26 protein-coding genes are annotated in these 24,567 nt (G+C 34.7%); 16 read left to right on the top strand and 10 right to left on the bottom strand.

The features are described 5' to 3' along the window. The first annotated feature begins 46 nt into the window (after positions 1-46). Both WBG21_RS00130 and WBG21_RS00125 read left to right on the top strand, forming a co-directional pair. Complete coding sequence (locus WBG21_RS00130) at positions 47-808, top strand: 5'-nucleotidase (RefSeq protein WP_340073517.1); 762 nt, start codon at positions 47-49, stop codon at positions 806-808. After that, positions 805-1,713 carry a bifunctional metallophosphatase/5'-nucleotidase gene (locus tag WBG21_RS00125; protein WP_340073515.1) on the top strand — a complete coding sequence of 303 codons (909 nt, stop codon included), beginning with the start codon at positions 805-807 and terminating at the stop codon, positions 1,711-1,713. The genes WBG21_RS00130 and WBG21_RS00125 overlap by 4 nt, the downstream gene beginning before the upstream one ends. Here the strand turns inward: WBG21_RS00125 and WBG21_RS00120 are convergent. The 4 genes from WBG21_RS00120 to WBG21_RS00105 all read right to left on the bottom strand — a co-directional run bounded on the left by WBG21_RS00120 (position 1,688) and on the right by WBG21_RS00105 (position 5,757). Beyond that, positions 1,688-2,119: a hypothetical protein gene (locus tag WBG21_RS00120; RefSeq protein ID WP_340073513.1), complete on the bottom strand. Its 432-nt coding sequence runs from the start codon at positions 2,117-2,119 to the stop codon at positions 1,688-1,690. The two genes, WBG21_RS00125 and WBG21_RS00120, sit on opposite strands and share 26 nt — an antisense overlap. A 257-nt stretch (positions 2,120-2,376) precedes the next feature. After that, a complete protein-coding gene (gene ligA, locus WBG21_RS00115; protein WP_340074237.1) occupies positions 2,377-4,374 on the bottom strand; it encodes an NAD-dependent DNA ligase LigA in 1,998 nt (665 codons plus the stop codon). Continuing rightward, positions 4,367-5,260 (bottom strand): peptide chain release factor N(5)-glutamine methyltransferase, encoded by an 894-nt coding sequence (prmC, locus tag WBG21_RS00110; RefSeq protein ID WP_340073510.1) that lies wholly within the window; start codon positions 5,258-5,260, stop codon positions 4,367-4,369. Before prmC ends, ligA begins: the two co-directional genes overlap by 8 nt. Positions 5,261-5,271: 11 nt before the next feature. Next, complete coding sequence (locus tag WBG21_RS00105) at positions 5,272-5,757, bottom strand: GNAT family N-acetyltransferase (RefSeq protein WP_340073508.1); 486 nt, start codon at positions 5,755-5,757, stop codon at positions 5,272-5,274. Between the two features lie 28 nt (positions 5,758-5,785). Between WBG21_RS00105 and ribD the strand changes: the two genes are divergently transcribed. The 3 genes from ribD to WBG21_RS00090 are packed head-to-tail and all read left to right on the top strand — an operon-like array spanning position 5,786 to position 8,067. Next, complete coding sequence (gene ribD / locus WBG21_RS00100) at positions 5,786-6,850, top strand: bifunctional diaminohydroxyphosphoribosylaminopyrimidine deaminase/5-amino-6-(5-phosphoribosylamino)uracil reductase RibD (protein ID WP_340073505.1); 1,065 nt, start codon at positions 5,786-5,788, stop codon at positions 6,848-6,850. Further along, entirely contained in the window at positions 6,840-7,454 is a 615-nt protein-coding gene (locus tag WBG21_RS00095; protein ID WP_340073503.1) for an HAD-IA family hydrolase, read from the top strand. The genes ribD and WBG21_RS00095 overlap by 11 nt, the downstream gene beginning before the upstream one ends. A 1-nt stretch (position 7,455) precedes the next feature. Continuing rightward, entirely contained in the window at positions 7,456-8,067 is a 612-nt protein-coding gene (locus WBG21_RS00090; RefSeq protein ID WP_340073500.1) for an IMPACT family protein, read from the top strand. Position 8,068: 1 nt separating this feature from the next. Here the strand turns inward: WBG21_RS00090 and WBG21_RS00085 are convergent, their stop codons facing one another. After that, on the bottom strand, positions 8,069-8,470 hold the full coding sequence (locus WBG21_RS00085) for an acyl-CoA thioesterase (protein WP_340073498.1): 402 nt from the start codon (positions 8,468-8,470) through the stop codon (positions 8,069-8,071). 211 nt (positions 8,471-8,681) lie between these two features. On the opposite strand from WBG21_RS00085, the gene dnaA reads away from it, so the two are divergent. From dnaA to WBG21_RS00070, 3 genes are all read left to right on the top strand, one after another. Beyond that, positions 8,682-10,109: a chromosomal replication initiator protein DnaA gene (gene dnaA / locus WBG21_RS00080; RefSeq protein ID WP_340073496.1), complete on the top strand. Its 1,428-nt coding sequence runs from the start codon at positions 8,682-8,684 to the stop codon at positions 10,107-10,109. Between the two features lie 4 nt (positions 10,110-10,113). Next, positions 10,114-10,575, top strand: coding sequence for a low molecular weight protein-tyrosine-phosphatase (locus WBG21_RS00075; protein ID WP_340073494.1), 462 nt, complete (start codon positions 10,114-10,116; stop codon positions 10,573-10,575). Between the two features lie 79 nt (positions 10,576-10,654). Further along, entirely contained in the window at positions 10,655-11,404 is a 750-nt protein-coding gene (locus WBG21_RS00070; RefSeq protein WP_340073492.1) for an SAM-dependent methyltransferase, read from the top strand. Between the two features lie 41 nt (positions 11,405-11,445). Here WBG21_RS00070 and WBG21_RS00065 read toward each other — a convergent pair whose 3' ends face one another. The 4 genes from WBG21_RS00065 to dapF all read right to left on the bottom strand — a co-directional run bounded on the left by WBG21_RS00065 (position 11,446) and on the right by dapF (position 14,546). Further along, complete coding sequence (locus tag WBG21_RS00065; RefSeq protein WP_340073490.1) at positions 11,446-12,078, bottom strand: peptidoglycan-binding protein LysM; 633 nt, start codon at positions 12,076-12,078, stop codon at positions 11,446-11,448. 133 nt (positions 12,079-12,211) lie between these two features. Continuing rightward, positions 12,212-13,255, bottom strand: a complete 1,044-nt coding sequence (mltG, locus tag WBG21_RS00060; RefSeq protein WP_340073488.1) for an endolytic transglycosylase MltG — start codon at positions 13,253-13,255, stop codon at positions 12,212-12,214. Further along, positions 13,237-13,776, bottom strand: a complete 540-nt coding sequence (locus tag WBG21_RS00055) for a GNAT family N-acetyltransferase (protein ID WP_340073485.1) — start codon at positions 13,774-13,776, stop codon at positions 13,237-13,239. Before WBG21_RS00055 ends, mltG begins: the two co-directional genes overlap by 19 nt. Then, complete coding sequence (dapF, locus tag WBG21_RS00050) at positions 13,770-14,546, bottom strand: diaminopimelate epimerase (protein ID WP_340073482.1); 777 nt, start codon at positions 14,544-14,546, stop codon at positions 13,770-13,772. Before dapF ends, WBG21_RS00055 begins: the two co-directional genes overlap by 7 nt. Positions 14,547-14,683: 137 nt before the next feature. On the opposite strand from dapF, the gene WBG21_RS00045 reads away from it, so the two are divergent. The 7 genes from WBG21_RS00045 to WBG21_RS00015 all read left to right on the top strand — a co-directional run bounded on the left by WBG21_RS00045 (position 14,684) and on the right by WBG21_RS00015 (position 22,918). Further along, positions 14,684-16,084, top strand: coding sequence for a S1C family serine protease (locus WBG21_RS00045; RefSeq protein WP_340073480.1), 1,401 nt, complete (start codon positions 14,684-14,686; stop codon positions 16,082-16,084). Between the two features lie 121 nt (positions 16,085-16,205). Continuing rightward, entirely contained in the window at positions 16,206-17,654 is a 1,449-nt protein-coding gene (locus WBG21_RS00040) for a glyceraldehyde-3-phosphate dehydrogenase (protein ID WP_340073478.1), read from the top strand. Positions 17,655-17,759: 105 nt separating this feature from the next. Next, a complete protein-coding gene (locus WBG21_RS00035) occupies positions 17,760-18,371 on the top strand; it encodes a tRNA (guanine-N1)-methyltransferase (protein ID WP_340073476.1) in 612 nt (203 codons plus the stop codon). 67 nt (positions 18,372-18,438) lie between these two features. Then, on the top strand, positions 18,439-18,930 hold the full coding sequence (locus tag WBG21_RS00030) for a tetratricopeptide repeat protein (protein WP_340073474.1): 492 nt from the start codon (positions 18,439-18,441) through the stop codon (positions 18,928-18,930). 3 nt (positions 18,931-18,933) lie between these two features. After that, the gene (trmD, locus tag WBG21_RS00025; RefSeq protein WP_340073471.1) at positions 18,934-19,611 is read left to right on the top strand and encodes a tRNA (guanosine(37)-N1)-methyltransferase TrmD; all 678 of its coding nucleotides are present in this window, start codon (positions 18,934-18,936) and stop codon (positions 19,609-19,611) included. Positions 19,612-19,726: 115 nt separating this feature from the next. Continuing rightward, positions 19,727-20,077, top strand: a complete 351-nt coding sequence (gene rplS / locus WBG21_RS00020; protein ID WP_340073468.1) for a 50S ribosomal protein L19 — start codon at positions 19,727-19,729, stop codon at positions 20,075-20,077. Between the two features lie 615 nt (positions 20,078-20,692). After that, positions 20,693-22,918: an NADP-dependent isocitrate dehydrogenase gene (locus tag WBG21_RS00015; RefSeq protein WP_340073466.1), complete on the top strand. Its 2,226-nt coding sequence runs from the start codon at positions 20,693-20,695 to the stop codon at positions 22,916-22,918. Positions 22,919-22,936: 18 nt separating this feature from the next. Here the strand turns inward: WBG21_RS00015 and WBG21_RS00010 are convergent, their stop codons facing one another. Then, positions 22,937-24,082, bottom strand: a complete 1,146-nt coding sequence (locus WBG21_RS00010) for a glycerate kinase (protein ID WP_340073464.1) — start codon at positions 24,080-24,082, stop codon at positions 22,937-22,939. A gap of 208 nt (positions 24,083-24,290) precedes the next feature. On the opposite strand from WBG21_RS00010, the gene WBG21_RS00005 reads away from it, so the two are divergent. Further along, positions 24,291-24,509: a DUF6095 family protein gene (locus WBG21_RS00005; protein ID WP_340073462.1), complete on the top strand. Its 219-nt coding sequence runs from the start codon at positions 24,291-24,293 to the stop codon at positions 24,507-24,509. Positions 24,510-24,567 lie beyond the last annotated feature (58 nt).

Below are 24,567 nucleotides of genomic sequence, written 5' to 3'. Positions count from 1 at the left end.
ATGTATGTATATTCAATTATAAAAGATCTAGTGCTCGACAAATAATATGTGTGTGAAAATAAAACATTTTGTTGTTTTTGTAACAATTGTTTGCTTTTTCAGCTGCCAACAAAAACTGAAAACATCAAAAATAACAGGGGAAAAAATCAATATCAATGATTCTGTTTCTGAAGTAGCCGCTGTTGATACATATGTTGCCCCATATAGGTTACATATCAACAAAATATTGGATAGTACGCTTGCATACAACCCAAAGGCTATTACCAAAACAGACAGCCCTTTAAACACTGCTATTGGAAACCTAATGGCAGACATTGTTTATGATGCGGCAAATCCAATATTTAAAAAACGTACGGGGAAAACGATTGATCTTGTACTTCTCAACCACGGAGGTATTCGTGCTCCTATGCCAAAAGGAGCTATAAATGCGCGTACGGCATATCAAGTAATGCCTTTTGAAAACACTATTGTTGTTGCAGAGCTTTCCGGTGAAAAAGTGTATGAGTTAATTGACTACTTAGTAAAAAGAAAAAGAGCGCATCCTATATCAAAACTAAAACTAATATTAAACCCTGATTATACATTAAACAATGCGACCATAAAAGGTGTACCAATAGTAAAAAACCGAACGTATCATGTAGCAACGTCTAATTATTTGTTAACAGGAGGGGATAACATGGATTTCTTCTTAAACCCTATCAGGGTTACTGAAACTGATTATCTGATTAGAAATGCAATGATTGATTATTTTGAAAAGGTGGATACGATAATAGCTAAGCATGATGACCGATTTAGCATAAAACAATGAATAGACGAATTTTCATCCAAACAACTGCAACCGGAGCCACAGGAATAGCGCTGGGAAGCCTATTCGCTACTTCTTGTACGGTAGAGACATCAAAACATATTACCATTCTGCATACCAATGATGTACATAGCCACATTGATCCTTTGCCTAAAGATGATCCGAGAAACCCAAACCAGGGTGGTGTAGCAAGAAGAGCTGCTGTTGTTGAAGCCATTCGAAAAGAAAACTCAAACACATTGCTTTTTGATGCCGGTGACATTTTCCAAGGAACACCTTATTTTAATTTTTACGGTGGTGAACTCGAATTTAAGCTTATGAGCATGCTCAACTATAATGCGGCAACTATTGGGAACCATGATTTTGATAATGGCATAGAAGGGTTGTATGCTCAACTTCCTAATGCTGGTTTCGACCTCCTTTCTGCTAATTATGACTTTACCAATACCATTATGGATACGCATGTGAAACTGAATAAAGTTTATATTGTGGATGGTGTCAAAATAGGTGTGTTTGGCCTTGGTATTGAACTCCAGGGGTTGGTTTCCAAAAAACATTTTAAAGAGACCAAATATTTAAACCCTATAGAGATTGCTCAGGATATGAGCCATATATTAAAGCATGAGAAACAATGCGATATTGTTATCTGCTTATCACACTTAGGATATGCCTACAGAAATCCTGAAATAATATCTGATGTGCTATTAGCCAAGCAGACAGAAAATATTGACCTCATCATTGGAGGGCATACGCATACTTTCTTGGACGCTCCGGAAATTCATATCAACAAAAAAGGGGAAGAAATGCTTATCAATCAAGTAGGTTGCTATGGCATCCATCTGGGGCGAATTGATTTCTTTTTAGACAGTGAGAAAAAAGTTGCTACAGGAACGTCGATTCTGGTCTAATCCTTCCATATACTACTGCAAAACGCAGCATAAAATAGTATGCTCCTAAATGCGATATTGTGTTTATAACTTCAAAAGTCTTTATTGGGTTTGCAAAGAGATATATGGACATTAATACATCTCCTATAACAAATGATACCGAAATAATAATCAGATATAATGTTAATTCAGAACCATCCGTAAAAAAACTGACGTTTGTTAAAATATTTAGTGCCCCTAGGATAATACCATATGCAACAATATAGGGATATAACGGTGTGGTTTCATCACTAAAAACATCTTTTAAATACAATTGATAATATAGTATCCATACTACAATAACTGTAATTAATGACGCTACAACCTTCAACAACCCATCCTTTTCAATAAGACGATATGAAAAACCGCCCAATATTAAGTAGCTCATTCCGAAAAGAATAAGTGATAACTGTATTGATTCATTTCCAAGAATTTCATAATATATATCACCAAAAAAGCACAGAAAGAAAAATAGAAAAATCAAATAATTAATCCTTTCTACAGACTTAAAATATATAAGGAACACTAATGGAAATAATACAATTCTGCCTAATATTGAAATGTAGAAAATATCAAAAACCTCTCCTATGATAAGTGAGGTACAAAATAAAAAGAAAAGCCTGTACAAATGGTTAGCCGTTATGTTCATATCATTTCTTGAAATTGATACTCCGTAATAACAGGTATCCCTAGCTTTTCTGCCTTTTCTTTTTTACTAGGCCCCATGTTATTGCCGGCCACAACATAACTTGTTTTGGAAGATATGGACGAAGCGACTTTTCCTCCGTTGTTTTCTATCAGTTTTTTTAACTCGTCTCTTGAAACCGATTCAAAAACGCCAGATACTACAAATATAAGGTTTTTTAGCTTATTTGTTTGACCCTTAATTGTTTCCGGGTCTATATTAAATGTAACCCCAAAATGTTTTAACCGCAGAATAATTGTATTGTTTTCTTCCTTAGAGAAAAATTCTATAATACTTTCTGCAATCTTTTCTCCTATTTCATCTACCATTACAAGTTCCATAAATGTGGCCTGCTGTATTGCTTCAATAGACTTATACTCTCTTGCTAATTTTTTAGCGACCGTCTCTCCTACATAACGAATTCCTAAAGCGTATAACACACGTTCAAAAGGAACTTGCTTGGAAGCTTCTATACCCTTTATCATATTTTCAGCTGACTTCTCAGCCATACGTTCTAAAGGGATGATCTGATCTGCTGTCAGCTCATACAAATCCGCATAGTTATTAATAAGCCCTTCCTTATATAAAAGTTCTACAGTCTCTGCTCCTAAACCTTCTATATCCATTGCCTTTCTGGATATAAAATGTTGAATTCGCCCAGTAATTTGGGGAGGACAACCATAATAATTTGGGCAATAATGCTGAGCCTCTCCTTCTTTTCTAATTAATTCAGTACCGCATTCAGGACAATTTGTAATATATATGGTAGGCACTGAATTTAGTGGTCTTTTTGAAAAATCAACTCTAATTATTTTCGGAATAATCTCTCCTCCTTTTTCTACAAAGACCGTATCTCGCTCACGAATGTCAAGTTTTTCTATTTGATCAGCATTATGCAAAGAAGCTCTTTTAACAATAGTTCCGGCCAATAATACAGGTTCTAAATTAGCTACCGGTGTAATAACCCCCGTTCTTCCTACCTGATAGGAAATAGTATCGAGTATCGTCGTTGCTTGTTCCGACTTAAATTTATAAGCCATTGCCCATCTCGGTGACTTTGCTGTATAACCTAGCTCATCTTGTTGTGCAATATTGTTAACTTTTACAACTACCCCATCTGTTTCATAAGGCAGTTCATGTTTATGTGCTTCCCAATAGGTAACATATTCCATAACCTCTGTTGTTGTTTTGCACAATTTGGCTTCTCCCGGAACTTTAAAACCCCATTGACGGGCTTTATCCAACCCTTCAAAGTGGGTTTTCATCATGGTCTTATTACTAACAATGGTATACAACAAACAATCTAACGGCCGCCTAGCTACTTCAGCGCTGTCTTGGAGTTTTAAGCTTCCACTAGCTGTATTCCGGGGGTTCATATAGGGGTCTTCCCCAGCTTCTATACGTTCCTTGTTCATTTTCGCAAAACCTTTAAAAGGTAGAATAATTTCACCACGGATGTCAAATTTAGAAGGATAGCTAGGTTTTAACTTTAAGGGAACAGATTTAATAGTTTTTACATTGTTAGTTACATCATCTCCCTGTATGCCATCTCCCCGGGTTACTGCCCGGATCAGCTCACCATTTTCATATGTCAAGCTTATGGAAGCACCATCATATTTCAATTCACAGACAAATTCAATATCAGCATCTCCTAAAATACGTTGTATACGCTTTTCCCAATCTTCTAAATCTTCTTTAGAGTAGGAATTGTCGAGCGAATACATGCGGTGTTCATGCACTACCGTTTCAAAATGTTTCGTTATGGTGCCCCCCACCCGAAGTGTCGGAGAGGTAGGATCGTAAAATTCAGGGTGAGCAGCTTCCAGTTCTTTAAGCTTTTCAAGCATCATATCAAATTCATAATCAGAAATAGCCGGATTGTCGAGCACATAGTAATTGTAATTATGCTCACGAAGTTCTTCTCTTAATTGCTCAATTTTAATTTGAATTTCAGACATGCTTATTCTTGTTGTTTTTAATTGTTTTTGTGGCACTAACCATTCGGTTATTTCCATAAAGATCTTTTTGAAGTTGTATTTCAACAAATCCTTTCTCTTCTAACAAGCTTATCATTTCATTACCGAGGTACTGATTTATTTCAAAATATAGTTGCCCTCCATTTTTTAAATAATCAACACTTAATGCTGCTATTTTTTCATAAAAAATTAAGGGATTGTTATCTGTTACAAAAAGTGCTTGATGTGGCTCATAATACGCTACGTTCTTTTTCATTTCTTTTTTCTCTGTAATTCGCACATAAGGAGGATTGGAAACGATAACGTCAAACTTTTCAGTAAGATGGTCGACTTCTAAAATATTTGCTTCAATGAATTTTATTGTTACATCATTTAACAATGTATTTTTTTTAGCAACTTCCAAAGCTTTCTGAGATATATCCAGTGCAAAAATTTGTGTTTCAGGAAGGCTTTTAGCCAATGCAATTGCAATACAGCCGCTTCCTGTACCTATATCCAAAATTTTAATAGTTTCTTTTTCAATCTTTAGTTTTTTGTTTTCTACATCTTCAATAATCCATTTAACCAGCTCCTCCGTTTCAGGACGTGGGATAAGCACCTCATTATTCACTATAAAATCCAATCCATAAAAATGAGCCTTTCCTAAAATATATTGGATAGGCTTTTCTTCTTTCAAACAAGCTAGTGCCTCAAAAAAAAGATTTTCCTCTTCCTTACTTATAGAGAATTCAGGCTCCAAGACCAACATGATTGGTTTTATTCCGGTATATGTTTCAGCCAACATATAGAAAAAATGATTTACTTCTTCAGTCTCGTAAATAACGTCTAACTCCTTATGAAATAACGCTTGTATAACTTTAAGTTTCACCTGGAATTCTGTTATAATTTTTTCAACATCCATACCGGACAAGCACTATGCCCTGTATCTCCCATTCGTTCTGATAAGTATTCAAATCCGTATTTTTTATACATCTTTTGAGCTACATCCATATTGGGCATCGTTTCTATATAACAGGCATCGTAACCAAAGTCCTTGGCATAGGCAAGGCATTCTTCCATTAGTTTTTTCCCAATTCCTTTACTCCGGCCTTCTTTCAGGATATACATTTTCTGTAGTTCACATACATTCCCTTCATAATTATCAAGTTTAGCGATACCTGCACATCCCATCACCATACCATTTTCTTCGGCAACTAAATATATCGTATTAGGTTTATTATAAGTACTGTACATATCTTTCAGTGAATCATCAGCATATGCAGAACCTGTTTTAGGAACATTGAAATCCTCCAATACATTCTTAATAATCATAGCAACCCTTTCATTATCATCTTTTGTTATGTTTCGAACAATAATAGTGCCCATGTTCTTTTTATATAATTATTTTTGTGGAGTGAATATACACGAAAAATATATAAAAAGATGTATTGAGTTAGCTAAAAATGGTATGGGAAACACCTATCCCAATCCACTTGTAGGAAGTGTTATTATAGTGAACAATACTATTATAGGAGAGGGCTGGCATAGAAAGGCAGGGATGCCTCATGCAGAGGTTAATGCTATTAATGCGGTAAAAGATAAAAGTCAATTAAAAAAAGCTACACTTTATGTTAACTTAGAGCCCTGTAGCCATTATGGCAAAACGCCCCCTTGTAGTGAATTGATCATTAATACAGGAATCAAAAATGTAGTAATCGGCACCATAGACCCGAATGTTAATGTATCAGGAAATGGGATAAAAAAAATGATGGCTGCCGGATGTAATGTAACTGTAGGGATTTTACAAGATGAATGCAATGGGCTTAACAAACGCTTCTTTACATACCATAAACAAAAAAGGCCTTATATTATCTTGAAATGGGCGCAAAGTGCCGATAATTTTATTAGCCCCTCAAATAATAAGACCGGAAAACCTGTATGGATTAGCAATCAATATTCTCGCCAACTGGTTCATAAATGGCGAAGTGAAGAACAAGCTATATTGGTCGGCACAAACACCATAACTGTCGATAACCCAAAATTGACGACCAGAGCATGGCATGGAAATAACCCTATCAGGGTCATTATTGACCGTACACTAAAAACATATTCAAATTATAATGTATGGGACGATAGCACTGAAACAATTTGTATCACCGATATAAAGCACAGAGGAAAATTACCTCTCTCCATTGATAAAACACAAACATTAGTTGAATTCATTAATTTTTCTGAAGATATAATTGAACAAATTGCTGCTGTTTTATACCGTCTTGAAATACAAAGTATTATTATTGAAGGTGGGGCAAAAACCATTCAAGCCTTTATAGATTCAGCTTTATGGGATGAAGCACGTATTTTTAAAAGTACAATAAACTTAAAATTAGGAATTAAAGCCCCTGAAATATCTGGAAAAATAATAACTCAGGGCACTATCGCTAATGATACACTAAAAATAATACGGAACAATGATAGATAGCATCATCTTTGATTTTGGGGATATTTTTATCAATTTGGACAAGCATGCCACCCCCCGAATTATGAATAGTTATGGGCTTAATGAACTAACTCCTGAGATGAATCGCATCAATGAGGATTATGAGAGAGGACTTGTAAGCACTGATAACCTTGTGGGGTATTATCATGGCCTACTCCCTAAAGTTCCTAAAAGCAAACTGATAAAAGCATGGAACGCTATTATTTTAGACTTTCCCCAACACCGGTTAGATTTTATAGAAAATTTAGCCAGGAAAAATACCCACAGGCTTTTTTTATTGAGCAATACTAATGAGCTACACATAGAACAGGTTCAAGAAATTATGGGATTGCAACAATACCAACGTTTTAAGAGTTGTTTTGAACAATTCTACTTATCACACGAAATTCATCATAGAAAACCAGACATGACTATTTATAAGTATGTTATTGAAACAAATAGGTTAATTCCCGAAAAAACATTGTTTATTGATGATACCAAAGAAAATATAGATGCTGCTGCTCAAATAGGCATAAAAACATGGCATCTAACTCCTGGTAAAGATGACGTAATCGATTTACTTGATAAGGATTTTATGAAGCGGTGATATGGGATTAGAAAATGATATCTATAAAACACTCGTCCATTCTTCCGGAGAAGTTCTCTTCAAAGACAGAAACAGTAAGTTTTATGGATATGCTTTTCCTGTAGAAAATGAATCAGAAATAAAAAACCAATTAGAATCAATTAAGAAAAGACACCATAGTGCCCGGCATTATTGTTATGCATGGCAATTGGGCGTGAACAATCCTGCCTACCGGGTAAATGATGACGGAGAACCCAGTAATAGTGCAGGAATGCCTATATATGGCCAAATACAATCATTCGGTATTACTAATGCTTTGCTAGTAGTCGTCCGTTATTTTGGAGGCATTAAGTTAGGTGTGGGCGGGCTTATAAATGCCTATAAAACAACTGCGCAAATGACCTTAGCAAATGCGCAAATTGTGGAAAGAACAATCAATATTGATTTTAAAATATCCTTTGAATATGAACATATGGATAAGGTAATGCGGATCATCAAAGAGAAAGCACTTGAAATAAAATCGCAAAAAATGGAAATGAACGGAGAAATAATCATTGCAATTAGGAAAAAAAATGCTACCGATATTCTGAATACATTTACATCACTCTATCCGGTCATTATTGAAAAAGTATAATTTAATCCGTTAGCTTATCACTTATAATTTCCGGGCACTTCATTGGTTTTCCTGATTTCTTATCAATGAAAGCTAATGTTGTGCTTGCAATGGCTATAAGATCTCCTTTTTCATTCGTGATTTCATAATTGAAAATGATCTTTATAGATGGCTTGCCAGATAACATTGTCTTAACAGTTAACACATCATCATACTTTGCCGGTTTTTTATAATCTACTTTCAGAGAGATAATCGGGAGTATTGTCCCATTTTCTTCCATTTCACGATATGAAATACCCATACTTCTAAGCCATTCTACCCTGCCAATTTCCAGATATTCCACATAATTACCATGATACACCACTCCCATTTGATCTGTTTCCGCATAACGCACCCTTACTTTTATTTCATGATATTTTTTCATACATTTAAACTTATTTCACTAATGTTAACAAAATGTAAATTTAACATTAGTTCGCATGCAAAAAAAAAATAAAAAATTCAACCCCTATTTTGTTTTTTTTTTAGTTTTTTTGTTCACATATTTGTTCAGCCTAAACTAACAAGAAGATATATCTATATATGAGATTCATTTTTCTTCTTGCCTAACCTAAAAATAAAAAATTATAAGAGGAATGAATATAACTGCGCAATCGGTATGGAGAAACTGTTTATCTTTTATCAAAGATAATATTCAGCCTCAAGCATATAAAACATGGTTTGAGCCCATAAAAGCAGTAAAATTAACCGGTAACGTATTGAGCATACAAGTTCCTAGCAAATTTTTTTATGAATGGTTAGAGGAACATTATGTGAAGCTTCTTAAGGTAGCTTTAACAAGAGAATTAGGTGACAATGCCAAGTTGATGTACGTGATAAAGATGGAAAATACCTATGGAAATAAAGAACCCTTTACTGAGCGAATCCCTAGCACAAATAGAACAAATGTTCAGGCTCAAGAAGTTGACGTACCAATAAAAAACAAAAGCCCTGAACTTAAAAACCCATTTATAATACCGGGAATTAGAAATGTTAAGATTGAATCGCAGTTAAACCCGAATTATACATTTGATAATTTTTTAGAAGGGGACTCCAACAGATTGGCACGTTCTGCAGGGTTAGCTGTAGCTAATAAACCGGGAGGAACCTCTTTTAACCCACTCTTGATTTTTGGAGGAGTAGGCTTAGGAAAAACACATTTAGCACATGCTGTTGGGGTGGAGATAAAAGAAAAACATCCCGAAAAAACAGTCCTCTATATTTCTGCTGAAAAATTTACACAACAATACATTGAAGCTGTAAAAAAGAATACCAGAAATGATTTTATTCATTTCTACCAATTAATAGATGTCCTCATCATAGATGACGTACAATTTTTATCAGGCAAAGTAGGAACACAAGATGTTTTCTTTCATATTTTCAACCACTTGCATCAAAATGGCAAGCAGGTTGTTCTAACCTCAGACAAGGCTCCTGTAGATATGCAAGATATTGAACAACGCTTACTGTCAAGGTTCAAATGGGGGTTATCTGCCGAATTACAAACACCTGACTTTGAGACTAGGGTCTCCATTCTTAAAAATAAACTGTACCGGGATGGAGTACAGATAAATGATATCATCATACAATATGTAGCGCGCAATATAAAAACAAACATCCGGGAATTAGAAGGTGCTATTATTTCTTTGATAGCCCAATCCTCGTTTAATAAAAGAGAAATGACGATTGACTTAGCCACAGAGATTGTCCAGAAGTTTGTAAAAGACACTAAACGTGAGGTTTCTATCGACTACATACAAAAAGTAGTGTCTGATTATTTCCAAATGGACGTTCCTACCCTTCAATCAAAAACACGAAAGAGACATATTGTTCAAGCAAGACAATTAGCCATGTTTTTTGCAAAAAAATACACAAAAGCTTCCTTGGCTAGCATAGGTTCTCAAATAGGGAAACGGGATCACGCTACTGTACTCCATGCATGTAAAACAGTAGATAATTTAGCAGAGACAGACCGGCAATTCAGAAAGTACCTAGAAGACCTCACCAAAAAACTGTCCCAATAAGAAAATGGCAACCCGAATATTAATGGTATGCTTAGGCAATATTTGTCGCTCACCATTAGCAGAAGGTATCCTGAAATCCAAAGTGAAAAATATTGATATATCTGTAGAGTCTGCAGGTACTGCTGGCTACCATATTGGAAGCGCTCCCGATCCTCGGTCCATTCAAATAGCAAAAAAATACGGGATTGACATTACTGATCAAAAATGCAGAGGGTTTACCAAAGAAGATTTTGAAATTTTCGATTATATTTTTGTAATGGATAACTCTAATTATAAAGATGTCATAAAACTTGCTCCCAATCATGCATATAAGAAAAAGGTTGCTCTAATACTCAGTACAACCTCTTTGCCCATAGATGAAGTCCCTGATCCATATTACGAAGATGAAAATGGGTTTGAACATGTTTATGATTTATTAGATATAGCATGTAATGCCATAATTGATCATATATCAAGAAGCTGTTAGAAGGTTATTTTCTATAACATAAATCAACAATGTTTTCAATTTTTATTTGTAAATTTGCGAGCTATAATGTCCCAAATTAATGCTTGATAATAATGACCATGGTTCTTTATACCTGATCCCTATAACTATTGGGGACAACGAGCCTTTAGAAGTATTGCCTGTTTCTACAAAAGCAATCATTGAAAAAATAGACGAGTACATTGTAGAAAGTGAAAAAGCAGCGAGAAGATTTATAAAAAAAATGAGCTCAGGAAAACCTCAGTCTAATATACAATTTCATATTCTCAACAAATATACAGATGATGTTGAACTTGAGAAATACTTAACTTCGTGTATTCAAGGTCAAAATATTGCTTTAATGTCTGATGCAGGGTGTCCTGGTGTAGCAGACCCAGGCGCAAATATTGTTGCTTTAGCACATCAAAAAGGAATAAGGGTAATTCCTCTTGTTGGACCTTCATCTATTATAATGGCATTAATGTCCAGTGGTCTTAATGGCCAAAATTTTACTTTTAATGGCTATCTACCCATTGATAAAAAAGAAAGACAAAAAGAGCTTAAGAAACTAGAGAAGCGTTCCAAAGAGCTAAATCAGTCACAAATTTTTATTGAGACTCCATATAGAAACGATCGTTTAATGGAAGATTTGGTTAATTATCTCAACCCAAACACACTACTATGTATAGCCTGTGATATAACCCTTATTACAGAACATGTAAAAACCAAGCCTATATCTGAATGGAAATTATATGGTTCACAAGAATTAAATAAAAGACCTTGTGTTTTCATTATTCAAACCCCTGTAAAAAATGAACCTCATCATAATTAATATGACGAGGTTGCTTCATTCTTAATAAATATATACCCGTTTTAAATTTTTGCTGCTTTTTTAGGGGATACATATGAGGTGTCATATCCAGAAAACCGCTTCATATAGTAAAAAATCGAAACACCATTGGCATCTTCAAATCCGACAGTACCTCCAGAACGCAAATACTTTTTTACATTTCCGGCCCCTGCTAAATGTGCCGCTGCCAATATTCCTGATTCTGTGACCAATATTCCATCAATGCGTTTTCCTACAAATCGTTTAATATCCCTCCTCAATATCCATTTATTCCGGGCAACATTGGCAATGAATGCCCGTTCCTGGATTACTGGTGTAGCAAGAAACATATCGATATTAGACACTCCTAAAAGCTCAAGGGTTGAAGCGCCAAATTGGTATTTTCCCATATACCCCAGATAATTGGTAATAAAATAATCGCCCCTTGACTCCTTAAAAGCCAGTGCCTCTTTGAAACCAATAAATGACCTTCCTAAAAAAGGAGGATGTACACCTACATTGGCTTCAATGAATAGGTTCTTATTTACAGTATGATTTGGGGAATCTGTTACAAGGTAATTTTTATGAATTTTGACTTTTTTTGTCGAAGTAAAGCCTAAACTTACAATTACTAGAGCCGATACTAAAATGATTAATTTTAATATACTTTTTCTCATAAAATGTGTTTACTTTAAGTCTTAATATTAGTCGAACTAATTGCTTAAAAATTTCAAGGTGCAAAGATACAATTTTTTATTAAACTGAGAATCAATATGTTAAAACTACATTAATGCTTAGTGCTTATCCCTGTTACCTAAGAATTTGTTGGCTATTTAACCAATTGGTATACTGACGTTTATTAGCGTTATGCTGGGAGAGTGTTTTTGCAAATTTATGATACCCAAAGTTATTTGTATCTGCTACAAAGTAATAGTAATCATGTTTCTCATAATTCAAAACTGCATCAATAGCCGAAACATCAGGCATTGCTATAGGACCAGGAGGTAAACCGGTATTCTTATAGGTATTGTAGGGGGACTCTATTCTCAAATCTTTATACAACACTCTCTTAATAATAGTGTCATACCTTCCTGTGTGTTTCTTAATGGCATAGATGACGGTTGGGTCAGCTTGTAAAAACATGTTTTTTCTCAACCTGTTTACATAAACTCCAGCTACTCTCGGTTGTTCATCTCTTTTTTTAGATTCTTCATGGACAATGGAAGCTAATGTTATTACCTGATTTTTCGTAAGGTTTAAAGAATCTGCTTTTCTAACCCTTGGTGCATCCCAAAAGCGGTTATATTCTTTTAACATACGATCTCTAAAAGATTCGGCACTTGTGTTCCAAAAAATTTCATAGCTGTTGGGCAAGTACATTGAAATGGCAGTTTCATCACTAAATCCATATTTATCTAAAAAAGCTTTATCCTTAAATGCTTCTATTAACGATATACTATCAGCTTCTATTTGGTTCGATACCCTTCCGGCTAATTTTTCAAGTGCTTCTTGGTTATTGAATGTTAGCGTTACTGGTGTATTTCTACTTCTAAGAGTGTTTACTATATCATTATTGCTCATTCCTTTTGTTAAAACATACTTTCCAGGCCTCACATTAGTTATATAACCTTTTCGTTCTGCCAGTGCAATAAAAGAATCCATGTCACTCAGTAAATAAGACAACTGTTCTTTCACGTCAGTAAAAGTTGCTCCTGTAGCTATATAAATTGTTGCCTGATCATTATTAAACAATGTGTTTGAAGAAAAAATAGTTGTATAAATACTATAAACAAATGCAAGGCCAATGAAGGCTCCTAGCATAGCTGTGAGAAGTACTATTTTACGGATATACATGTGTTATTTATTTTCTGGAACATTATCTCATCCTCATAAGTATCCCCTTTGTGATTCCAATCTTTCTTTATGCCAACATTTTCAAAACCTAACCCAGTAAAAAGTTTTATACTCTTTTCATTATCAACTCCAACATTTGCATACACCTGATGAAGGTGTAACACTTCAAAGCAATAATCCATTAAAATTGAAAGGGCATTTTTCCCTATTCCCTTACCTTGGTATTCTTTTTCAATAATTATACCTATTCCTGCTCTATTGTTCTTAGGGTCAAAATCAAAAACATCGATAAGCCCTATAAAAATCCCTTCCTTATTGGATATTACCAAGCGAAGTTGTTTTACAGTATAAATATCTTGGTGGCTATTTTCTAAATATTTCTTTAGTACAAATCGTGAATACGGTGTTTGTGTATTGCTTATTTCCCATATTGCCTCATCATTTTCAATAGTATAAAGAAAATCCAAATCCTCAGGCTCCAGAGCCCTTAATATAAGATTATCTCCCTTTAACTTTAACATACAATTTCTCCTTTATAAACATATGTTGCAGATCCTGTAAGGAACACATTTTCATAAATGTTGTTTTGGCGCTCAAATGTAACGGTTAGCTCTCCTCCAGGGGTTTTTAACTTTATTTTATTTGCATCTGTTTTGCCAAGTTTATTTGCAGCGATAGCAACTGCCGTAACTCCCGTTCCACAGGAAAGTGTTTCATCTTCCACTCCCCGTTCATACGTTCGGACTGCAAAAATGTCATCTGAAATTTTTTCTGCAAAATTAACATTGCTCCCTTCTTCACTATATTTTGTGTAGCGGAGCGCAGCACCCTCTTTCTTCACATCAATAGTATTCAGTTGGCTTTCAAACTGCACATGGTGTGGAGAACCTGTGTTTAAAAAAACATATCCTTCTCCGGTCTCTATCATGGCTACATTTTGCATTTGTAAACTCACCAAATCTCCCTGAATTCTTGCATAGTGTTCCCCATCAATAGCTTTAAATGTTGTTTCATTTTTTATAAGTCCTAACATTCTTGCAAAAGCTACAACACATCTTCCCCCATTACCGCACATAGAGCTTTCATTCCCATCCGAATTAAAATAGATCATCCTAAAATCAGAAACGTCATCGTTCTCTAATAATATAAGTCCGTCAGCACCTATGCCAAATTTTCTGTTGCACAATTTTTCCACAAGTTTGGTATTGTTTTTGTCGAAAAACAATGAACGGTTGTCAATAATGACAAAATCGTTTCCTGTTCCTTGATATTTATAAAATGGTACTAACATTTTTATTGCTCAATGAAGTGCAAATATACAATTTGACAGCATATCAATCAGTGTTAAACTGCCGTTAAAGTTTAAAGAAAGGATATAATAAAAAAGTAATTTTAAGTGTTTAATCAAGAAAATAAAAACTAAGTATCATGAAAAAAGTTTTAAGCTTATTTTTAGTTTCTTTTTTAGGTGGCCTCTTTACATTAGGCATATACAAAGTTTTCTTTGAAAAAGAGGGTTATATTATTGAACAAAAAGAAGAAACTCCTCGTTTTATTACTACAAACTATAGTGCTTCTCCTTTTTTAGATGCTGACAAAATAGATTTCACAGAAGCAGCTGAAAGAACTGTCCATGCAGTAGTTCACGTAAAAAATATGACCGTAAGCAGGGGGACGAATAGTATTTTTGATTTTTTCTACGGTTCTGGGAGCACTCGTGAACGTGCTCAAATCGGTACAGGTTCCGGGGTTATTATTTCTCCCGATGGATATATTGTAACTAACAACCATGTAATCGAAAATGCAACCAAGTTAGAGGTAACATTAAACAATAACCGTACCTATGAAGCATCACTTGTTGGTGCTGACCCTTCTACTGATATTGCCCTCCTAAAAGTTGAATCAAACGAGCCACTTCCATTTCTAGCATTTGGCGATTCAGATAATACTAAAATTGGTGAATGGGTCCTTGCAGTTGGCAACCCTTTCAATTTAACCTCAACGGTCACTGCTGGGATTATCAGTGCAAAAGCCCGTGATCTGAATGAACGCGACGGAAGAAACCAATCTTTCATACAAACCGATGCTGCAGTTAATCCCGGAAATAGTGGAGGCGCATTAGTAAATATCAACGGAGACCTTATAGGGATTAATACAGCCATTACGTCACAAACAGGTGCTTTTGTTGGTTATGCCTTTGCTGTGCCCAGTAACATTGCGAAAAAAGTGGTAGACGATCTCCTTGAATATGGCAACGTACAAGAAGGTATTCTGGGGGTACAAGGAAATGAACTGAACTCTATAAATGCAGAAACTTTAGGGATAGATGATACTCAGGGGTTTTATATTTCAAACGTTTTGGAAGATTCCGGAGCCGAGCGTGCCGGGTTGCGGAAAGGCGATATCATTAAAAGACTGGATAATATTGACATCTCTAAATATGCCGACTTATCAGGCTATCTCAAATCCAAAAGGCCTAACGATATCATAAATGTTACTGTAAATCGGGATGGGATTAAAAAAACATTTCCGGTGACATTATTGAAAGATCAAACTTTTGTGATTAATGAATTAGGGCTAATTGTCAAAAATCTATCAAAAAATGACATCAATAAATACAATACACGAAGAGGGGTTAAAATCATCGAAGTTGCAAACTCTGTTAGAGGATATGATCTAGTTGGAAAAATCTTGATAGAAGTTAACGATACCAATGTTGAAAATATTGACGATGTAAAAAGAGTGTTTAGCAATACATCTCCTTATGAACCAACTAGCATTGTGATGCTTGATGAATATGGAGAACGCGAACGATTAATTTTCAGGTAACTGTATTTTTTATGTTTTTAAGCTCTCTTATAAGAGGGCTTATTTTTTTGTTTTTTGTTTCACGAAAACGATTGAAATTGATACTTTTGCGCATTATTTAAAAGATTCAATCACAGAAGTTATGGACTATACACATGCTTACGAAAAAGAACTCGCTTTCCAGGCTGATCGCCGAAAAGCAACTGTAGAGTTTATTAAAACCATAAACGACTTATGGTATGATAGAGCTATTGAATTAGTTTTATTTAGAAATCAACTTATAGACAAAAGTGTAAGCGAAATTATAAACTTGCATGAATATGCAGGTGCTTTTGTTCAAAAGCCCATCTCTGTGTTTGATTCCGTAGAAATTGCTAATGCTATAAAAAAATTAGACCTTCCTCCTTCAAAACTAGATATAGGAAAACTTACGTATGAATACCACCTTCAAGATGACAAGCACAACAATTCTACAGCTTTTGTAGTCGACAAATTAAAAGATGCACAAAATGCAGAGGAGATACAGCCAAAAGATGTAATTCTATATGGCTTTGGAAGAATTGGCCGTTTGTTAGCCCGTGAGCTTATGCTAAAAACAGGAAAAGGAAATCAACTTCGCTTAAGGGCCATTGTGACAAGAGGAGCTATTAATGCCGAAGTATTGGAAAAAAGAGCTTCATTATTACGAAACGATTCGGTACATGGTGATTTCCATGGGACCGTTGCTATTGACGAAAAAAATAACGCACTTATAATTAACGGTACTACCGTCTATATCATCAGTACAAATAACCCTGAGGATGTTGATTATACCGAATATGGGATAAAAGATGCTCTGGTTGTTGACAATAGTGGAGCTTTTAGAGATGAAGAAGGTCTTGGCAGACACTTAAAAGCTAAGGGTGTTAGTAAAGTATTACTGACTGCTCCCGGAAAAGGAGTACCAAACATTGTACATGGTGTAAACCACAAAGACTACGATCCGGACAAAGTGGCAATTTTTTCAGCAGCTTCATGCACTACAAATGCTATTACTCCTATATTAAAAGCTGTCGAAGATTCTCTAGGAGTTGTAAAAGGGCATCTGGAAACTATCCATGCATACACCAATGATCAGAACCTTGTAGATAACATGCATAAAAAATACCGTCGAGGAAGAGCTGCTGCATTAAACATGGTTATTACTGAAACCGGTGCCGGAAGTGCTGTAGCAAAAGCCCTCCCTTCATTAACAGGAAAACTGACCTCTAATGCCATACGTGTTCCTGTTCCCAATGGCTCATTAGTCGTTCTGAACTTAGAAGTTGAAAAAGAAACTTCTAAAAACGGAATCAATGCTATTATGAAAAAATATGCGTTGGAAGGAGATCTTGTCGAGCAAATAAAATATTCATTGAGTAACGAACTCGTTTCCTCAGATATAGTTGGAACGTCAGCACCTGCCATATATGATAGCAATGCAACCATAGTGTCCCCTGATGGAAAAAACATCATCCTATATATATGGTATGACAACGAATATGGATACAGCCATCAAGTAATCCGGCTGGCAAAATACATTTCAAAAGTAAGGAGGTACAATTATTATTAATAAAGATTTTTAGTACTCAGAAACTTCCAAGCAGTACAATATTTTCGTATACATATACGTTACCCCTAGATATAGCCCCTTATTAACCATATAAACAACTAAGAGATGAAGAAAATATATGCGCTTACGTTGATAACTTTAATGTTTACGGTACATTTTTTAGCTGCACAAAAAAACAACCCTGAAAAACTATCCCTTGATAGTGGTTCTATTGAAAGTCAATTTGACTACGTGACTAAAAAATCCGGAAACTACCAAGAATATGAAGTAATAAAAAAAGAATGGATTGCCCGTTTGAAAAATAACGTATTAGACTCTCTAAATACTGCAAAAACATTAAATAACCAGCTTAATAACCAAATCAATTCACAACAAGGCAAAATCAATCAGTTAAACACAAATGTAAACGATCTAAATGAACAACTTACCTCTGTAGATGCTGAAAAATCCAGTATTTCATTTTTCGGTATGCGCATACAAAAATCATCTTACAATATAATCATGTGGGGAGTCATTAGTTTTCTATCGCTAGTATTATTCCTATTCATTTATAAGTTTCAAAGAAGTAATGTAATTACCCGAGAAGCTAAGATGCGCCTTTCCGAGTTAGAAGATGAATTTGAAGCACATCGAAGAAATGCCCTTGAACGTCAACAAAAACTTAGCAGGCAATTACAAGACGAGCGCATCAAACAGCGTAACTTAGTAGAAAAATAATATCTTCAATAGTACTTATGAATCTCCATAATAAAATTGATACATTTGTATATCAATTTCTTAGCACATGGATCATCTTACACGCCTTGAAGAACTTTTGAATCAAGCCAATCTGGATATCAAAGACGGATATTACGAAGAAGCTTCTAACAAGCTTGAAGAAATCATCAACACCGATCCCAGCTTTGGAAAAGCCTACAACCATTTAGGGTATCTTTATGAGGCCAAGTTTAAAGACTATGAAAAAGCAGAAACACTCTACAAACTGGCTATTGAAAAAAGCCCTTCCTACCCTAGTGTATATTACAATTATGCCATCTTACTTTCCACCCTTGAAAAATTTGATGAACTAAAAGAACTATTAGACATCGCAATTAAGGTTCCTGGCATTACAAAAGCAACTATATATAATGAGTTTGGCATTATGTACGAACAGAAAGGGGATTATGACAAGGCCATTGAGCATTACCGGTTGGCCGGAAAAGCTACATTATCTAATGATATTTTGAAAAAAGTAAAAGACTCTATAGAGCGCTGTAAGTCTAAAAGAGAGCTGTAACAAATGCGAATAGATATCATAACTGTTTTGCCAGAATTGATAGAAAGCCCTTTCAATGCTTCGATCCTAAAAAGAGCCATCGAAAAAAAATTGGTTTCGGTCCATCTTCATAATTTGAGAGATTATGCTTCCAATAAGTATAAATCAGTAGATGACTATCAGTTTGGAGGAGGTGCCGGAATGGTTATGATGATAGAACCTATTGATAAATGTATATCCGAACTCAAAAAAGAAAGGATATATGATGAAGTTATTTATATGACCCCTGATGGTGAAACACTAAATCAAGGTATTGCCAATCAATTATCAATACAAAAAAATATCATTATTCTTTGTGGCCACTACAAGGGAGTTGATCAACGGGTACGTGATTATCTTATTACACGCGAAATTTCAATAGGAGATTATGTATTGTCCGGAGGTGAATTAGGAGCTGCAGTACTATGTGATGCTATTATTCGTTTAATTCCGGGAGTATTAAACGATGAAACATCTGCGCTTACCGATTCTTTTCAGGACAATTTATTAGCTCCTCCCGTATATACCAGACCTTCAGAATATAAAGGAATGAAAGTTCCGGAAATATTATTGAGTGGTAACCTTCCTGAAATTGATAAATGGAGGGAAGAGGAGGCTTATAAAAGAACAAAAGCAAGGCGTCCCGATTTGTTAGACCACTAATTTTTTAAAATATTGATTGTTTAATATCAATTAATCCTTATTTTTGCATCCTATTTTGGGTCAACCACTGGCGAAAGACGTGAATGTTGGCTTGAATTAATATAATAAAGTTATCATGGAAGCTTTAGTAAAATACGTAGAAGATACATTTATAGAAAAAAAGGATTTCCCAAAATTCTCCGCAGGAGATACCATCACTGTTTATTATGAAATTAAAGAAGGAGAAAAAAAACGTACACAGTTTTTTAGAGGTGTTGTAATACAACGAAGAGGGACTGGTGCAAATGAAACGTTCACCATACGAAAAATGTCAGGTACTGTTGGTGTAGAACGTATCTTTCCAGTAAATATGCCTGCACTTCAAAAAGTTGAAATCAACAAAAAAGGGAAAGTACGAAGGGCTCGGATATTCTACTTCAGAAACTTAACTGGTAAAAAAGCACGTATCAAAGAGATCCGTCGTTAGTATTCCATAGAGAAAATATGTGAAGAGCATCCTTTATAGGATGTTTTTTTTATTATTAACATTTGTTAATATCTTTTGTTTGTATTTTGTTGATTATTAACTTGTTAAATAATTTGTTTTTTTTATTTCATCATCTATATTTGATACAGATTTAATCAAGTCTACAGATAGAAACGTTCTTTAAAATAATTGTTTTTTTATGAGTCTATAAACATTGGTGTGTTACTTCGGTTGCACGAACAATTTATAGAAAGTTATGGAGGGCGTGTTTGTAAAATGCAAGACGTAAACCATATGCCGAAAGTCTTCATGTTAATGAAACGTATAGGAATAAAAAAACATTTGAAACATTTACTATTATTGTATTCAACAGTAATGTTAGTATAATTATAGAGATGTTTCAAAAGGGATAGGAAAGCGAAACCGAAAGTTATTTTGAATCATCAAAATCAACGTAGGTAACAGCAATGTTAAACGGTATCGTAGAACTATTTCTTAGGAAGCCATGTCAGTATAAGCAATTATAATGATATGGCTTTCGTTTTTTAATTATCTAACTTCATAAAAAAGGCATATTAATGTATATTTGCGAGTTCGTAAATTATATCCATTAAAATGACAAAATCACCTAAGATCCTTTATACAAAAACAGACGAGGCTCCTGCCTTGGCTACTTATTCATGGTTAACTATCGTAAAATCTTTTACTGCTCCTTTTAATATTAATATAGAAACAAAAGATATTTCTTTAGCCGGAAGAATACTTGCAGCTTTTCCAAAGTATCTAAGCAGTGATCAAAAAGTACCTGACCATCTTGCTGAATTAGGAGAGTTGGTTAAAAAACCGGAAGCAAATATTATAAAACTCCCTAATATAAGTGCATCCATCCCTCAGTTAAAAGGAGCAATCAGAGAACTACAAAAGCAAGGGTATAAAATTCCTAATTATCCCGATGAACCTAAAAGTGAAGTAGAAAAAGAAATTAAAGGACAATACGATAAAATTAAAGGAAGTGCTGTAAACCCAGTGCTTAGAGAGGGGAATTCAGATAGAAGAGCGCCTAAGGCGGTAAAAAATTATGCAAAAAAGAACCCTCACCCTATGGGAGCGTGGTCTTCTGATTCTACCTCTCACGTAGCAAGCATGGAACATGGTGATTTTAGGTCAAATGAAAAATCGACTACGTTCTCTAAACCTGATACACTCAAAATAACGTTCATTTCTAATACTGGAAATACTCTTATCTTAAAAGAAAATATCAAAGTTTTAGAGGGAGAAGTTGTTGATGCTACAACATTGAGTAAAAAAGCATTAATTACATTTCTTAAAGAACAAATAAAAGACGCTAAAGAAAAAGATGTTCTTTTCTCTTTGCATATGAAGGCAACCATGATGAAGGTCTCTGACCCCATTATATTCGGTCATGCAGTAAAAGTATTTTTTGAAGATTTATTTACCAAGTATAGAGCTACTTTAGATGAGTTAGGTGTAAATCCAAACAATGGACTGGGTAATCTTATTAGCAAAATTCAAGAGCTTCCAAAAGAAAAAAGAGATGCTATTGAAAGTGATTTACAAAAATGTTATGAAAATGGCCCAGAATTGGCAATGGTCAACTCCGATAAAGGCATTACAAACCTACATGTGCCTAGTGATGTTATTGTTGATGCTTCTATGCCTGCTATGATACGTAATTCCGGACAGATGTGGAATGCTGAAGGTAAATCACATGACACCAAAGCAGTAATTCCGGACAGTAGCTACTCTGGAGTTTATCAAACCACTATCGCTTTTTGTAAAAAGCATGGGGCATTTGATCCCACCACTATGGGTACCGTACCGAATGTAGGCTTAATGGCACAAAAAGCTGAAGAATACGGCTCCCATGATAAAACTTTTGAAATTCCGGAAAATGGAAAAATCCAAGTTACAAATGAATCCGGAACTGTTATTTTTGAACACAAAGTAGATGCTGGCGACATATGGAGAATGTGCCAGGTAAAGGACGCTCCTATTCAAGATTGGGTTAAATTGGCTGTTGAAAGAGCAAAAGCTACAAACACACCTGCAGTATTTTGGTTAGATGAAGATAGGGCACATGATAGACAACTTATCAAAAAAGTGAATACATATCTTCCAGAACATGATACAAAAGGATTAGACATTCGAATACTGTCCCCTGTAAAAGCAACGAAGTTTACACTGGAGCGCATCATTGAAGGAAAAGATACTATTTCTGTAACTGGGAATGTATTAAGGGATTATTTAACCGACCTATTCCCTATTCTAGAAGTAGGGACCAGTGCAAAGATGCTCTCCATTGTTCCACTTATGAATGGTGGAGGGCTTTTTGAAACAGGAGCCGGTGGCTCTGCTCCCAAACATGTCCAACAATTCATGGAAGAAGGGCACTTACGATGGGATTCTCTGGGAGAGTTTTTAGCTCTTGCTGTTTCATTAGAGTTTTTAGGAGAAAAATACAACCATCAAAAAGCATTGGTGCTTTCAGAAGCATTAGACAATGCTACAGAAAAACTTTTGGACAGTGGTAAATCCCCTTCTAGAAAAGTTGGAGAACTTGATACCCGTGGAAGCCATTTCTATTTAGCTCTTTATTGGGCACAAGAACTAGCTAATCAGGATAAAGATGCTGATATCAAGAATGTATTTTCAGACATTGCTGAAAAACTTTCTAAAAATGAAACTCTTATAGTAAACGAATTAAATGATGCGCAAGGAAGCTCTGTTGATATAGGTGGTTATTACAATCCGAATGAAAAATTAGCAAATCAGGCAATGTGTCCAAGTAATACACTTAACCGTATATTGCAGAATATATAGCAAAGCTATCCTTGACAACTATTTAGTTCTTTTTCTTTTCAAACTAATGAGTTTTGAAAAGTTAAAAGCTGTAAAAAACAAGTTTTCTTTACTTACGCTTAAGGCTTCATTGAGATTGCTAACATTTCTTAATATAGAAGTAACATAGGTAATCCCCAACTCATTTTGTGTCTTTTCATTTATAGTAACGCCTCCGCAAAAAACTGCTACTGGTGCTTGATAAGTGTTGGCTCGCTTCAATACTCCTAAAATTGTTTTCCCTGAAAGTGTTTGGTGATCTAAAAGCCCTTCTCCCGTAATAACCCAATCAGCATTTTTGACATACTTATCAAAATTAGCTAAATCCAAAATCAATTCAATACCTGATATTAACTCACCTTTGAGAAAGGTAGCAGCACCTGCACCCATTCCCCCTGCTGCTCCGGCTCCTTTAATACTTTGAACAGTAGTATTAAAATGAGTATCTAAAGTTTTAGAAAAATCCCAAAGTCCCTTATCCAACACCTTAATTTCTTCCATATTAGCACCTTTTTGAGCCCCATAGCTATATGCCGCGCCATTTTTACCATAAAGTGGATTGGTTACATCACATGCAACTCTAAATACAACATTCTCCATCAACGAAGTAACATTCGAATCATCTATCATACAAATCTTTGATAAATGTTTCCCTATAGGCAAAACCTCATTTCCTTTTTTGTCTAAAAAACGATATCCAAATGCCGATGCCATTCCTATACCACAATCATTCGTTGCGCTCCCACCTATACCCAATAATATTTCTTTTGCACCTCTTTTTATAGCATCTAAAATTAACTCACCTGTACCCATAGAACTAGTGTACATGCAATTTCTTTCTTGAGGTTTTAATAACTTCAGGCCGGAAGCTGCTGCCATTTCAATAAAAGCTGTTTTAGAAACTGAAGAAAACAAATAAGAAGCTTCTATCTTTTTAAAAAGAGGATTCTGTACTTCTACCTTTAGCTGTTCTCCTCCTATATAGTGATCAATTACTTCCATAGTACCATCACCCCCATCAGCCATAGGGAGTTTGATAATATCTATACCCGGGCAACCTGCTAATAAACCTTCTTCTACAATACCACAGAACTCAAAACTATTCATCGAATCTTTAAATTTATCAGGAGCTATAATAATTTTCATTTACTTTTCTTTTAACAGCTTAAATTTAAATGAGTTTATTTTCCTTCATTAGAAATATATGCATTACGAGATAAGATATCTACGATGGAATGGAAGCAAACAATAATACTATAATCAATCCAATTCAGACTAAGGTTAATAAAATAATTAATCAGAATGTTAAATATACTTTTAAATAATTATTTTTGAAAGAAGAAGTCGTTTCTATATGAAAACTAAAAAAGCATTATTAAAAAGCACAAAATTATTTGTTTTTACGCTAATAGCTATGTTTACAGGGCCTATAATAATATATCAGGCTTTTAAAAATGAAGAACATCCTTGGTATATTCCTGTTTTAATCATCGGGCTTAGTATATCTTTTGGTTCTATTGTCTTGGGTTTTATAGCTTTAAAAACACTATTAACATCTCTTTTCAAAGATTAATCTCTTTTAAAATAGCCAATAAAAAAAGCACTTATTTGTTTAAATAAGTGCTTTTAAA

This window comes from Leptobacterium meishanense (genome assembly GCF_037645805.1).
Lineage (GTDB): Bacteria > Bacteroidota > Bacteroidia > Flavobacteriales > Flavobacteriaceae > Leptobacterium_A > Leptobacterium_A meishanense.
The sequence above is the reverse complement of the archived record's forward strand: the minus strand, read 5'-3'. Positions and strand labels throughout refer to the sequence as shown.